The organism is Dyella sp. ASV21 (genome assembly GCF_016428975.1).
In the GTDB taxonomy this organism is placed as follows: domain Bacteria; phylum Pseudomonadota; class Gammaproteobacteria; order Xanthomonadales; family Rhodanobacteraceae; genus Dyella.
This window is the reverse complement of the sequence record NZ_JAELTT010000040.1, coordinates 25,995-39,860: the sequence shown is the minus strand read 5'-3', so window position 1 is coordinate 39,860 and position 13,866 is coordinate 25,995. Positions and strand designations below refer to the sequence as shown.

Annotated in this window: 11 protein-coding genes and 1 pseudogene; 2 read left to right on the top strand and 10 right to left on the bottom strand. The window is 65.8% G+C overall.

Annotated elements, in window-relative coordinates:
- Positions 1 to 1,249 (bottom strand): annotated as a pseudogene (locus tag JHD67_RS13940) (MFS transporter); the annotation flags it as partial.
- A 375-nt stretch (positions 1,250 to 1,624) separates the two neighbouring features.
- Between JHD67_RS13940 and JHD67_RS13935 the strand changes: the two are divergent.
- Both JHD67_RS13935 and JHD67_RS13930 read left to right on the top strand, forming a co-directional pair.
- Positions 1,625 to 2,500 (top strand): methylglyoxal synthase, encoded by an 876-nt coding sequence (locus JHD67_RS13935; RefSeq protein WP_199099868.1) that lies wholly within the window; start codon positions 1,625 to 1,627, stop codon positions 2,498 to 2,500.
- 52 nt (positions 2,501 to 2,552) lie between these two features.
- A complete protein-coding gene (locus tag JHD67_RS13930; RefSeq protein ID WP_199099867.1) occupies positions 2,553 to 3,320 on the top strand; it encodes an NRDE family protein in 768 nt (255 codons plus the stop codon).
- A 26-nt stretch (positions 3,321 to 3,346) separates the two neighbouring features.
- Here JHD67_RS13930 and JHD67_RS13925 read toward each other — a convergent pair whose 3' ends face one another.
- The 9 genes from JHD67_RS13925 to JHD67_RS13885 all read right to left on the bottom strand — a co-directional run bounded on the left by JHD67_RS13925 (position 3,347) and on the right by JHD67_RS13885 (position 13,732).
- Complete coding sequence (locus tag JHD67_RS13925; protein WP_199099869.1) at positions 3,347 to 3,760, bottom strand: YchJ family metal-binding protein; 414 nt, start codon at positions 3,758 to 3,760, stop codon at positions 3,347 to 3,349.
- Between the two features lie 75 nt (positions 3,761 to 3,835).
- Positions 3,836 to 4,429 (bottom strand): DUF938 domain-containing protein, encoded by a 594-nt coding sequence (locus JHD67_RS13920; RefSeq protein ID WP_199099866.1) that lies wholly within the window; start codon positions 4,427 to 4,429, stop codon positions 3,836 to 3,838.
- Positions 4,430 to 4,627 (bottom strand): hypothetical protein, encoded by a 198-nt coding sequence (locus JHD67_RS13915; protein WP_199099865.1) that lies wholly within the window; start codon positions 4,625 to 4,627, stop codon positions 4,430 to 4,432.
- 70 nt (positions 4,628 to 4,697) lie between these two features.
- Positions 4,698 to 5,276, bottom strand: coding sequence for an NnrU family protein (locus JHD67_RS13910; RefSeq protein WP_199099864.1), 579 nt, complete (start codon positions 5,274 to 5,276; stop codon positions 4,698 to 4,700).
- Positions 5,277 to 5,362: 86 nt separating this feature from the next.
- Positions 5,363 to 5,920 (bottom strand): HutD family protein, encoded by a 558-nt coding sequence (locus JHD67_RS13905; protein WP_199099863.1) that lies wholly within the window; start codon positions 5,918 to 5,920, stop codon positions 5,363 to 5,365.
- Positions 5,917 to 8,019: an ATP-dependent DNA helicase DinG gene (dinG, locus tag JHD67_RS13900; RefSeq protein WP_199099862.1), complete on the bottom strand. Its 2,103-nt coding sequence runs from the start codon at positions 8,017 to 8,019 to the stop codon at positions 5,917 to 5,919. Before dinG ends, JHD67_RS13905 begins: the two co-directional genes overlap by 4 nt.
- A gap of 179 nt (positions 8,020 to 8,198) precedes the next feature.
- A complete protein-coding gene (locus JHD67_RS13895; RefSeq protein ID WP_199099861.1) occupies positions 8,199 to 11,105 on the bottom strand; it encodes a TonB-dependent receptor in 2,907 nt (968 codons plus the stop codon).
- 258 nt (positions 11,106 to 11,363) lie between these two features.
- Entirely contained in the window at positions 11,364 to 13,013 is a 1,650-nt protein-coding gene (locus JHD67_RS13890) for an NAD(P)/FAD-dependent oxidoreductase (RefSeq protein ID WP_199099860.1), read from the bottom strand.
- 65 nt (positions 13,014 to 13,078) lie between these two features.
- On the bottom strand, positions 13,079 to 13,732 hold the full coding sequence (locus JHD67_RS13885; RefSeq protein WP_199099859.1) for a DsbA family oxidoreductase: 654 nt from the start codon (positions 13,730 to 13,732) through the stop codon (positions 13,079 to 13,081).
- Between the last annotated feature and the right edge of the window lie 134 nt (positions 13,733 to 13,866).

Sequence of the window (13,866 nt, the reverse complement as noted above, 5' to 3'; positions counted from 1 at the left end):
GCACCAGGGTGGCGCTGAACGCGCAGGCCGCCGCGAACGACATCCAGTAACCGGGCGAGGCCTTGTCGCCGGTGGTATGGATCAGCCATGTGGCGATATTGGCGGTAAAGCCGCCAAACACCGCCGTGGCCAGGCTATACGCCAGCGAGAAGCCCGCCACGCGTACCGCGGCCGGCATCAACTCGGTCAGGGCCGCCAGCATGGCGCCGTTGTACATGCCGTACATGAAGGAGAACCACAGCAAGACGAGCAGCATGCTGGTGAAGCTGGGATTCTGGGCGAGCATCCACAGTGCCGGATAGGCCGTGGCCACGTTCAGCCCCGTCATCGCCAGCAGCACGGGCATGCGGCCGATGCGATCCGAAAGCGCGCCGCCGATGGGTAGCCAGAAGAAGTTGGACGCGGCCACGCACAGGGTCACCAACAGGCTATCGGTGGTGCTGAGCCCCAGGGTGGTGCCAAAGGTCGGGGTGTAGACGGTAATCAGGTAGAAGCTGGTGGTGGTCATGGCGACCAGCAGCATGCCGCCGAGCACGGCGCCCCAGTGGTGCCCCAGCGTGGACATTACCTCGCCCATGCTCGGGCGATGCTGGCGGCGTGCGTACTCTTCCGTTTCCTGCAGATTGCGCCGCAGCAGGAAGATCATCGGCACGATCAGTCAGCCGATCAGGAACGGAATACGCCAGCCCCAGGCGGCGATCTGCGTGGTACTCAGCCATGAATTGAGCGCGAAGCCCAACATCGCCGCGACGATCACCGACACCTGCTGGCTGGCGGACTGCCAGCTCGTATAGAAGCCCTTGCGACCGGGCGTGGCCATCTCGGCCAGGTACACCGACACGCCACCCAGCTCGGCGCCCGCGGAAAAGCCCTGCAGCAGGCGACCAATCATCACCACGATGGGCGCCAGGATGCCGATGGTGGCGTAGCCGGGCACGAAGGCGATCAGCAAGGTGCCGCTGGCCATGATCGCCAGCGTGACGATAAGGCCTTGGCGACGCCCGACCCGGTCGATGTACGAGCCGAGCACGATGGCACCGAGGGGACGCATGAGAAAACCGATGCCGAACGTGGCAAAGGTGAGCATCAGCGAGGCGTACTCGTTGTCCGAGGGAAAGAACACCGAGGCGATCTGCTTGGCGTAGATGCCGAACAGGAAGAAGTCGAACTGCTCAAGGAAGTTGCCCGCCGTGACGCGGAACACGGCCGCGACTTTGGCGCGAGGGGACGTGCGGGGTGAATCAGCCATCGCGTGCTGCCTGCTGAATGAAAGTGAATGCATGTTCACCCGTGCTCCCGGGCGCGAAAAGTCACGCAATCGCCATGCGTCGCGTAAGGCAAGCCGATGACGCCATGGCACGACGCAGGCGCGACGGCGGCTGCGGGTACAGGCCAGCGCACGGCGAGGCATATGCATGCTACGCCCTGTGCACAGGCGCGAGTACGCGTGGTGCGCCTGAGTTTGTCATTGTCGCGGAAGGCGTTGTAGGTAGAATCCTTCGTGCCACTCCAATAGCCCTCAAACGAGGTCAGGCCGTCCGTGCTGCTGGCCTGGGGGTCGTGCGTCGCCTGTCTTGGGCTCACGTTGGTGGTGGCCTGCTCGACTTTTAAGGGAAATCTACGCATGCGTCTGGGTCTTGCCGCCAATCAACTTCACCATGCGCATGCCGATGCCGCGCTGTTCCGCTGGCTGCGTGCCAGCGAGGCGGGCATACGCGAGCTGGGTCTGGGCCTGCACGCGGTGGGGCGTACCTACGATGCGATCCGTCGCGTAGGTCATCTGGAGGAATACCCTGGCCTGCGTCGCTACCCCTATGGCCGCGAGGGCGGCCTGATGAAGCTGGTGGCCGAAGTGGTGGGGTTGGGCGACGAGCGTACGCTCGATGGCGCGGTGTACCTGATCGATCCGGTCGACCCTTCGTCCATCTTCCCCGAAGCCGTGGCGCTCAAGCGGCAGTGCGTGATTCACGGCAAGCCGTTCGTGTCCACGGTGGCATCGGCGCGCGATTGGGTGGAGTTCGAGCGCATCCACGCCGGCTTTGCGCCAGACCCGGGTGCGAATGTGTTTCACGATCTGCAAAGTCACACCGTGGCCTTGATCGCGCACGATGCGATGAAGCCTCAGATGTTGGCGTTCGCCGATGAGTATTTCGATGTGCTGTCGCGTTTCGCGCATCGCGTAGGCACCGGCACCACTGGCCAGCGCCTCAACGAACTGGCCTGGAGTCGCGGCTGGCCGAAGGATCAGCCGTGGGTGGCGCGTTACCAGAGTGGCCCGATGGGTGGCGATGCGCAAATTGCCGATCTGGTGTTGGAGCGTCGCTGCCAGCGCGTGATCTTCTTTGAAGATCCGCACGTGGCGCGCCAGCATGAGGCGGATATCCAGCTATTGGAACGCGCCGTCACCACGCGCACCGACGAAGCGGTGTGCCTGACCTCGCCCAAGGTTGCCGCGCGCTGGGCCACGTCGGTACCGCTGCGCGCGCAACGCGCCGCTTGAGTCATGCGCGCCCGCGCTGGCACCTGCACGTGAACTGGCCGACAATGCAGCGATGTGTCTGATCGCTTTCGCATGGAATGTGCACCCCCGTTGGCGCCTGCTGCTGGCGGGCAATCGCGATGAGTTCCATGCGCGACCCAGTGCGGAGTTGGCGCGTTGGCAGCAGCCGGCGATCATCGCGGGCAAGGATCTGGAGGCTGGCGGCACCTGGCTGGGCGTGACCGACAGCGGACGCTGCAGTGTGGTCACCAATGTGCGCGATCCGCGCGACCCGCAGCTGGGACGCTCGCGTGGCCTGCTGGCGCTGGACTACCTTGCCGGTGAGGCCGACGCCAACGCGCATGCCCAAGCGTTGCTGCGCACGGCCGCGGACTACCGACCGTTCAACCTGCTCACCTTCGATGCGCGGCATGGCTTCTATCTGGGCAACCGGCCGGACGCGCGCGGACAGGCGATTACACCGGGCGTGCATGGCCTGTCCAATGCCGACTTCAACACGCCCTGGCCCAAGACGCGCGCCTTGATGGCGCATGTGCAGGCGTGGCTGGATGCCGGCCAGGACGATGAATTCGCGCCGCTGTTTGCGGCGCTGGCCGACCCGCGTGTCTACCCCGACGACCAGCTGCCGGATACCGGGATAGGTCTGGAGCGCGAGCGCTGGCTGTCCTCGGCATTCATTCGCGGCGAGCATTACGGTACGCGAGCGAGCACCGTGGTCGCCGTGGACCATCAAGGACGCGGCGTGGTGGTGGAGCGGCGCTTTGGTCCGTTCGGAAAGGAGCTGGGCGAAACCGCGCTGCCGTTTGGCGCGAGCATCTAGGTGCTCGCAGCGTTGCGGCAGGCGCCTCAGGGTTCGATGAACTCGCCGTCCACGTAGAACCAGCGCCCCTGCTCGCGCACGAAGTGACTGATTTCCTGCATGCGCTGCGCCTTGCCGCCGCCGTAGCGCAGTCGGGCGATGAACTCCACCGTCGCCTGGTCGTCTTCGCTTTCATGACGCTTCACGGTGAGCCCCAGCCAAGTGGGGGCCGGCTGTTGCGCGGAGAGCTTGAGGTGGGCGGGGCGCGTGCTGGCATGCCAGGTGGCAAGCAGATAATCCTCGCGCTTGAGCACATAGGCGCTGTAACGCGAACGCATCAGTTGCTCGGCCGTGGTCGCTATGCCGCCCTCGTGCAGCGGGCCGCAGCAATGGGCGTAGCCGGCATTGTTGCCGCAAGGGCAGGGGGTGAGCGTATCGATGGCTTGCACGTAGGGTCGCATGATGGGATGAGCGCGGAGAAGAGGCGCCATAACGCGCATCCTGACGCCTTCCCGGGCAAATGCCAACCGTCGCGCCTAGCGCACTCGCTGCCACACCCGTGTGCGGTTATTGGCCGGCATGGCGATATCGTCGATCAGGTCGAAGCCGGCCACTTCGGCCAGCGCGTCAATGGCCTCGGCATCGCGGATGCGCATATGCGTGCCGCGCGCCTGCAACCACTGGTCGAACGCGGCGTTGCTGTCGCTGCTGTAGCGTCCGCCGTAGTTGAAGGGGCCGTAGATCAGCAGCCTGGCGTCTTCGGTGGTGACCTCGGCCAGGTGATCGAACAATTGCTCCACTTCGTCCCAGCTCATGATGTGCAGGGTATTGGCGCTGAACACGGCATCGTAGCGATGCGGCGGCCACGTTCCGCTGACGTCCAACGGGATGGGAGGGGGCGTATTGGGCAATCCTGCTTCGTCCAGCCACAGGCCGATGCCCGGCAAGTTCTCCACCCGGTCGGAACATTGCCAGCTGAGGTGCGGCAGGGCGGCGGCAAAGTGCACGGCATGCTGGCCGGTGCCGCTGCCGATCTCCAGTACCTGGCGGCGATCGGCCAGATGGGTGCGCAGTACGTCGAGAATGGGGTCGCGATTGCGCTCGCACGCGGGCGCGCTGGGCTTGTCCACTTAAGCGGGTTTGCCGCGTAATACGCGCGCCGGCAGCATCAGCATCGCGCCCAGCAGGGCGAACACGGCGCCCACGGTGATGCCCACCAGCCGGAACGGCAGCGTGAGCAGCCATACGATGGGGTAAAGCACCAGCGCCAGCAGCGCGAGCGGCCAGCAGAACACCAGCAGCAACAGCCAAAGCAGGAAGGCAGCCATGGGCCGATCCTCGGGGGGTTAACGGCGCCACTCTAACGCAGCGGCAGGGCGGGCGCGACGATGACTGATGTCACCCCATCGGCTTCACGCCGATCAGCCAGCCGTGCAACCAGAAGGCAAATACCGCCCAGGCCACGGCGCCGGCCAGCACGGTGATGAGGTCGCCGCGGACTGCTCCGGCGGGATAGACCACCCCGGCGGCCCGATCGCGCCGCCGCGCGCTGACGAAATCCACCACGGCCCAGAGCAGAAAGCCGCCGAACAGCACCACATCGTGCAGCATGCCGGTGGCAAGCAGATGGCCAAACGCCCAGGTCTTCACACCGGCCAGCATGGGGTGACCGAGCTTTGCCTTGACATGGTTATGGGGCACGTAAGCCGCCGCCACCAGGATAAAGGCCAGCAAGGTGAACAATGCATTGAGGTGGCGCAGCCACAGCGGCGGTACGTAGAGCAGTACCGGTTGCAGGCGCGCTTGCCCGAAGCCCCACACGATCAGCACGAAACCGGCGATGGAGATCAGCGAATACAGCGCCTTCCAGCGCGTGTCGCCCAGCCGCGTAAGCTGCCGGTCGCGCCAGTCGCTGGCGACGATGCGCACCGAATGGGCGCCCAGAAACAACACCAGACCAGCGACAAGCCAGAACATGGGTTCAACCGGGGGTGGTGGCAGTGCTCCGGATTATAGACAGGCCTGTTACAGGCTGGCTTGTGGTCGCCATGCGGCCGCGATGGTCAGGCGTGAAGGTGCACGCGAACCAGCAGGGCCAATGCGCCGGGCGCCAGATGAAACGGCGCGGTATCCGGCAGCCACGCATCGCCGGCCTGCAGTTCGCCATCCGTGGTGTGCGCGGCGCCGCGCGCCACATAAAGCAACACGGCGTCCTCGGGCGCGACATGGCTGCCTGCCGTGTCGTACACCGCCACGGTGCCCTGCGCGGAGGCGCGACGCACCATCAGGTTGAAGTCGCGGGTGGCGCCGCCGGCCATGACCACGTCAACCCGCGCTTCACCGGCAAACGCGAACGGCACATAAGGCGTGGTAAGTGCATGCTGGCGGTCACCGTCCAGCGTCATGGTGAAGCCGTCGCCTTCCAGCAGGGCGATGCTGCGGTCGATGCCGGGGAACAGCGAGAACGGCGCGGCGCTGTTCACTTCCGCCACGCTTACGCGCCAGACGAAGTCGTCGCTGGTGGATGCGCGCGGGAAGCGCGCGATCTCGCGCGTGGTGCCCAGGCCGTTTTTCCACGGTTGGGTCTGCGTGTCGGCGGAACGGATGATGCGCAAACTCATGCCACTTTCTCGATGACGCGGGTAAATGGGGGCAGCGCGCGCAGCATACGTTCGCCATAGCGCTTGAGCACCACGCGGCGATCCAGCAGCACGATGCGGCCACGGTCGGTTTCCGTGCGGATCAGGCGGCCGCAATACTGCGTCAGTACGCGCGTGGCTTCAGGCACGGTCACTTCGATAAAGGGATTGCGTCCGCGCGATTCCAGCCATTCCGCATAGGTGGCGCCAACCGGGTCGGTGGGTACGGCGAAGGGCAGCTGGGTAATCACCACGGTTTCGCATAGCTTGCCGGGCAGGTCCAGGCCTTCGCCGAACGAGGCCAGCCCGAACAGCGTGCTGCCCTTGCCGGCTTCCACGTCTGCAATGTGTTCGGCGACCAGTTGCGCCTTGCCCAGCGAGCCCTGCGCGCGCACCTTGCGCACCTTGTCGATGGGCAGCTTCTGGAGCACGCGATCGAGCTTGGCGCGCGAGGTGAACAGCACCAGGTTGCCGGCGTCCCAATCCAGATGCTCGGCCAGCCAGTCGCAGATTTCGAGTACGTGTTCTTCGCGCGCATCGGGCAGCGCGCGCATGGCGGGCACTTCCAGCCGCGCCTGCGTGGCGAGGTCGAACGGTGAGGGCAGGCTGAGCGTCACCGCGTCGTCGGGCAGGCCCACGGCGTCGGCGAAGCCGCGGAAATTGCCGCCTGCGCTGAGCGTGGCCGAGGTCATCACCACACCGCTGGCGTTGCCCCACAGCACACTGCGCAGCAGCCCGCCGGCCGACACCGAGGAGGCGTGGCATACCAGCTGCTGGTCGTTGCTCAGCGTAACCCAGCGCGCCAGTGGCGGCGCGTTCTCGCCATCGCTGGTGGACCACGCGCGCCATGTGCGCAGCTGGCGGTCGATGCGTTCCAGTGCAATGCCCAGTTCGCGCGACAGCGCTTCGTGGGTGGGGCCGCTTTCGGTCATTTCGAGCACGGCGCGGCGCACCGCGGCGATCCAGCGTTCCACTTCGGCGGTGAATACGTAGAGTACGCGCGCGTGCTCCACCCAGGCCTCGGGCAGCTGGCCGAGCGAGCCGCGATACATCGGCTCGTCGTCATCGGGCGACGGCAGCCAGCCGAGCCGGATTTCCTTTTCCAGTTCTTCCAGCGCGTTGCTGAGTTCCTGCAGTTTCTGGTCGCCGACATCGAGCGGCAGCTTGCCGATCACCTCTTTGTCGGTAAGCGAGTAGGCGGCGTGGATCTGGCGACCCAGGCGGCTCAACTGGCGCGCGGCGGCGTTCAGATAGACGTCGGCCGCGCCACGGTCGATCGCCTTGGATGGAACGTGGTGGCCTTCGTCGAAGATGTACAGGGTTTCGTCGGGCTTGGGCAGGATCACGCCGCCAAAGCCGTCTTCTTCGCGCGGCATGGTCAGGTCGGCCAGCACCAGATCCTGGTTGGCGACGATGATTTCGGCGTCGCCCACGGCGCGGCGCGCGGCGAAGAAAGGGCAGTTCATGAACTGCGCGCACTTGCGTCCGGTGCAGCCGCCCGCGCTGGTGGTGATCATCGGGCGCAGCACGTCGCTGATGGGTTCCGGCGCGGCGTCGATATCGCCATCCCATTCGCCACGGTCGTACAGGCCGGCCAGCTTGGAGAGCGCCTTCTTGTCGCGTTCCTGCGGGGGCTTGCTCCATAGCGCTAGGTCGGCGTCGAAGCCCAGGCCCATCTGTGCCGTCTCATTCAGGCTATTGCTGGCCATGGCGAGGTTGCGCGGGCATAGGTAGCGACCGCGACCCTTGGCCAACGCCACCTTGGCCTCACGGCCATTGAGCTTGAGATAAAGCGGGATATCGCGCTGGACCAGCTGCTCCTGCAGCGCCACGGTGGCGGTGGCGATAAGCAGCTTCTTCTTCTGCGCGCGCGCTACCTCCACGCCCGCGATGAGATAGGCCATGGATTTGCCGGTGCCGGTAGGCGCCTCGATCACGGCGGCGCCGCCTTCCTGCGCCAGCGCCTTGGCCACCTCGGCGATCATCTTTCCCTGCGACGCGCGGGCGCGAAAGCCGGGCAAGCCGTCTTTGAGGCGCGTATAGGCGGCGCGGATCGCGTCTTTGGTGGTGTCGGTCAGCATCGGGGCAGGTCGGGCGCGTCAGTTCGCGTCGGCCGGTCATTCTCGCATGCCGGACCGGCGCCTGCCGGCCCCGGCCCCGCCCAAGAAAAAGGGCCGGCAAAGGCCGGCCCCATTCCCTTCCTGATGAAAGGACCGGCAAGCCGGCCCTTTCGCCCCAAGTCCCTGGGCTGCCACCCAGGTCAGAAGTTGTAGTTGAAGCCCGCGTAGTAGGCGCGGCCGATGGCGTCGTACAGCGCCGAGCCGAAGGTGGTGCCGAACAGGTTCACCGGCGGATCGCGGTCGAACACGTTGGTCACGCCCACATAAGCCTGCCAGCCGCTGTTGGGGAACACGTAGCTGGCACGGACGTCGTTGAAGAAGCCCGAGCCGGCAGTGATCGGCATGGTCTGCTTCGGGTTGGAGCGGTAGCTCTCGTTGCTCACGCGCAGCATCGAGGAGAAGTAACGTGCATTCCAGTTGAATGCCCAGTTCTCGCGGCTGTAGGTGGCGCGCAGCACCGCCTTCCATTCCGGGAAGCCCAACGTGCCGTTGTCCTGCACGGTGTTGGCCGGATCGTCCTGGAACGGGTGCTCGGTGAAGCCGATCACGCGGGTGGCATCCACCGCCCAGTTCATCTTGCCGCCGAACAGCGGATGCGAGTAGTACGCGCCGATGTCGATGCCCGAGGTGCTGAGCGAGGAGATGTTCTGGTTGATCGTGCGGATGTAGTTCAACTCGTTGGAGCTGCCGTCACGCGTGGCGTTCTGGCAGTACACGTTGTTGACGCCAGTGGTGGCATCCACGCAGTGGTTGACCACGTCCTGGCCGGTGGGGGCGCTCACCGCGTTGGTCAGCTTGATGTTCCAGTAGTCCACCGTGAGGCCGAAGCCGGTGAGGAAGCTGGGCGTGAACACGAAGCCGGCGGTCCAGGTGCGACCCTGTTCCGGCTGCAGGTTCGGGTTGCTGCCGGACACGCCGCGAATGGTCGAGCCGTTGGTCGAGGTCCAGCCCTGCGGCACGCCGAGGGCAAGGCAGTTGGCCTGGCGCACGGACGGGTTCGGGCCGTTCTTGATCTGGTTGGCCGAGCACGGGTCGGTCACCGAGAAGAAGTTCTCGCGCTGGCCGCTGTACAGCTCACCGATGTTCGGCGCGCGCACGGCGGAGGACATGGTGCCGCGCAGGCGCAGGTCATCGACGATCGACCAGTCCAGGCCCCAGCGCCACGCCTTGGTGTGGCCGATGGTGGAGTAGTCGGAGAAACGTGCGGCGGCGTCGAAGGTGAGGTTCTGCACGAACGGCTTGCCGGTGATCAGCGGCAGCGCGGTCTCGATGTAGCCTTCCTTCACGTCATAGGCGCCGCTCGACGGCGGGATAGCGTTGAGGAAGGTGAGGCCGGCCGCGTCCAGCGGGTCGGTCACCTGGCGGCTGGATTCGCGACGGAATTCCACGCCGGCGGCCATGCTGGCCGAACCTGCCTCGAACGGCATATCGAACAGGTTGTTGTTGGTCACCGAGCCGCCGCCCACGAACTGGGTGAGGCGCGAGGAGGTGGTGGTGGTGGTGTTGAACCACTGCGCCGCCGCCGGATTGATCGCACCGTTGCCGAAGATGCTGGTGGGCACGCAGCCACCGCCCAGGGCGATCGGGTTGAGCACCTTGCCGGTGTTCGCGTTGATCGCCTTGGGGTTCAGCGAGGAACGGCAGACGATGTTGCCCTTGGAGTCCTTCACCGCGTCGATCGAGGCGAAGAAGCGATCCTTGATGCGGTTGTTGAAGTTGTGGCGGGTCTCGTCCGTCACGCCGTAGGTCACCGAGGCGTCGTACTGCCAGTCGCCGGTGATCACGCCGTTGGCGCCGAGCACGACGCGGCTGGTATCGCGGGCGGTGTCTTCGCCACGACGGCCGGCGTCCACGTCAAAGCGACCGACGGTGATGCTGTTGGCGCCGTTGGCCTTCATCAGCGCGGCGAGTTCCGGCGTGATGTAGGCGTTGTCGGCGGTGATCTTGTAGGCCGACGCGCCGCTGCCGAAAGCCGGCTGGCCGAACTTCTTCACGTCGACGTGGCTGTAGGTGCCTTCGGCGTACAGGCGGTGCTCCGGCGTGATGTCGAAGCTGGCCACCGAACTGATGCTGGTGCGGCCGTAGCGCGGCTGCAACTGGCTGACCTGGTTGAGGTCCACGCGGTCGCAGTCGGTGCAGCGGCCGGTGTCGTCGTACAGGCCGCCGAAGCGCTGCTTGCGCACGCTGCCGTTCGAGTCGAACACATAGCGCTTGTTGATGTCCGCCGCCTTGCCGAAGGAGAAGGTGCCGCCCTCGGTGATGGTGTAGCTGCCGGCGTTGCCGAACAGCGCGGCATCGGTCGGGCCGTTCGGCGTCTTGATGGTGGTGTAGGACTCATGACCGAAGCGGTCGCTGAATTCCAGCGAATCCTGGTCGCTATGCTCAACCGACACGGCGACGTTGCCACGGTTGTCGGCGAAGTTCAGCCCGCCGGTGAGCGAGATCAGCTTCTTGTCGAAGCCACCGTGCTCGGAGGTGCCGTACTGCGCGTGCAGGTTGGCGCCCTGGTAGTTCTTCTTGAGGATGAAGTTGACCACGCCGGTAACGGCGTCGGCACCGTACACGGCCGAGGCGCCGCCGGTGATGATTTCCACGCGCTCGATCCAGTCGGCCGGGATCAGGTTCACGTCAACCGCAGTGTTGCCTGCCGTGGCGCCAACGAAGCGGCGGCCGTTGACCAGCACCAGGGTACGGTTGGTGCCGAGGTTGCGCAGGTCCTGGCGGGCGATGCCGGCGGTGCCGATCGATTGCGTGGAGTTGCCCATGGTGTAGCTGGTGGACAGCTGCGGCATGGTGGTCATCAGGTCGCCGACGTTCACGGCGCCGGTGGCCTTGATGTCCGCGGCGGTCAGCACGCTCACCGGAGTGGGCGAGATCACATTCGGGTTGGAAATGCGGGTACCGGTGACCGTGACCGTTTCCAGCTTGGCCGCATTGCTGGCGTCAGCAGCCTGATTGTTCGCAGCATCTTGCGCTGCGGCTTGGCCAGCGATGGCGGCCAGACAGGCGAATGCGAGCAGTTTGCGGGTGTAAGCGGTGTTGTTCATGCAGCCGTCTCCCTTTACGGGGCATAAAGTTACGGGGAGCCGACGTCTAGCAACGTCACTCTGTGGGGACAGTCGTCGGCAGGGGTGCTTGCCGTTGGGGAAACAGCAAGAAGTTACGATTCGATCACAAATTGCTTACATGAAACTGACGTAATGCTCACGATGCGGCAATTAGGTCGTAGGTCATGAAAGGGCGCGCAAGTCAGCCGAAGTCGCCCATTGCGGGCAACTTTTCCATGCGCTTGCGTAGGTAAGGTCTTACTTGGTGGCGTTGATCGACAACGCCACCGCCTCGGCCACGCGGATGCCGTCCACGGCGGCCGAGAGGATGCCGCCGGCATAGCCGGCGCCTTCGCCGGCCGGATAAAGGCCGCGGGTATTGAGGCTCTGGTAGTCCTCGCCGCGGCGGATGCGCACCGGTGAGGAGGTGCGCGTTTCCACGCCGGTAAGCACGGCGTCGTGCATGGCGAAGCCCTTGATCTGGCGCTCGAACGCGGGTAACGCCTCGCGGATGGCGTCGATGGCGTATTCGGGCAGCACCGTCGCCAGATCGGTCAGATGCACGCCCGGCTTGTACGACGGCTGCACCTGACCGAATTCGGTGGAGGGCTTGCCGGCCAGGAAGTCGCCCACCAATTGGCCCGGAGCGCTGTAGTTGCGTCCGCCCAAGGCATAGGCGCGCGACTCCAGGTCACGCTGCAAGGCGATGCCGGCCAGCGGGCTGCCGCTGTCGTCGAACGCGGCGAAATCCTTGGGATCAATGCCCACCACGATGGCTGCATTGGCGTTGCGTTCGTTGCGTGAGTACTGGCTCATGCCGTTGGTGACCACGCGCTCGGGCTCGGAGGTTGCCGCCACCACGGTGCCGCCTGGGCACATGCAGAAGCTGTACACCGAGCGTCCCTTGCCTTGGTGGTCGCCGCTGCAGTGATGCACCAGCTTGTAGTCGGCCGCGCCCAGGATCGGGTGGCCAGCCTGCGGGCCGAAGCGCGCACGGTCGATGATGGACTGCGGGTGCTCCACGCGAAAGCCAATGGAGAACGGCTTGGGTTCCATGTAGACGCCGCGTTCGTGCAGCATGAAAAAGGTATCCCGCGCGCTGTGGCCCACGGCCAGCACGACATGCTCGCTGAGCAGTTGCTCGCCGCTGGTGAGTACCACGCCGCGCAGCTGGCGGTTGCCTGCGGCGTCGGTGTCGACCAGCACGTCATCCACGCGCTGCTGGAAGCGGATCTCGCCGCCCAGCGACTCGATGGTCGCGCGCATGTTCTCCACCATCGTCACCAGGCGGAAGGTGCCGATGTGCGGCTTGCTCACGTAGAGAATTTCCTCCGGCGCGCCGGCCTCGACGAACTCGGTGAGCACCTTGCGGCCGTGGTGCTTGGGATCGGAGATCTGGCTGTAAAGCTTGCCGTCCGAAAAGGTGCCCGCGCCGCCCTCGCCGAACTGCACGTTGGATTCCGGCTCCAGCTGGCGCTTGCGCCACAGGCCCCAGGTATCCACGGTGCGCTCGCGCACGGCCTTGCCGCGATCGAGGATGATCGGTCGGTAACCCATCTGCGCCAGCAGCAGGCCGGCGAACAGGCCGCACGGCCCCAGGCCGATCACGATGGGACGCTGGGCGAGGCCTTCCGGCGCCCGCGCCACGAAGTGGTAGCCCGTGTCGGGCGTGGGCTGCACATGCTTGTCGTTGGCGTGGCGCTTGAGTACGCCGGCCTCATCGGCTACCTCCACGTCCAGCGTGTAGATCAGCTGGATATGGCCACGCTTGCGCGCATCATGGCCGCGCCGGAACACCGTGACCCGGTGCAGTGCATCCGTGCCCAGGCCGAGCTTGGCGCGCGCGGCGGCCTCGATCGCACCCTCGGGGTGGTCCAGCGGAAGCTTGATATCGGTGAGTCGCAGCATGCGTGACGGAGCGTTCGGACGGTAATAGCCCCGTATTTTCGCACGTCCCGGCGCCGCCGGGCCGCTCAGTCCCCGGCGGCGATGCGGCGCAGGCTCTGTGCGAAGACTTCCGGCGGCTGCCCACCCTGGATCAGGTAACGCCCGTTCACGATCACCGACGGCACCGCCTGGATGCCCTGCGACCGGAAGAATTGCTCCTGCGCGCGAACATCCTGGCCGTAGCGGCCCTCGTCCAGCACATGGCCGGCTTCCACCGGGTCCAAGCCCGTCTCGCCGGCCACGTCCACCAGCACGCCGCGCGCGCTCACGTCGCGGCCATCGGTGAAATACGCAGCCAGCAGCGCCTGTTTCAGCTCGGTCTGGCGGCCCTGCAGGGCCGCCCAGTGCAGCAGCCGATGAGCGTCGAAGGTATTCACCACACGCTTGCGGCGATCCATGTTGAAGGTGAAGCCCACGTCGGCGCCACGCTCGCGAATCGCCGCCTGATTGGCAGCGATCTGTTCCGGCGTACTGCCGTACTTGCGCTGCAGATGCTCCACCGCATCTTCGCCTTCCGGCGCCATGTCCGGGTTCAGCTCGAACGGCTGGAAATGCAGTTCCACCGTCACCTCATCGCTCACCTGCTCCAGCGCCTGCTCCAGCGACTTCAGGCCGATGGCGCACCACGGGCACACCACGTCGGAAACAAAGTCGATCTTGAGCGTGGCGGGTGCTGTCATGGGCGGTGCTCCGGCGGGTCGAGTTCCCGACGTGGGTGCACCGCGCCGGGCTATCAAGGCCGGCGCGTGCACGGTTCAGCTTGCCCCGCTGTATCGGAACGCCCCGTCTTCCGGTGGCTATCGGATGACGGAGC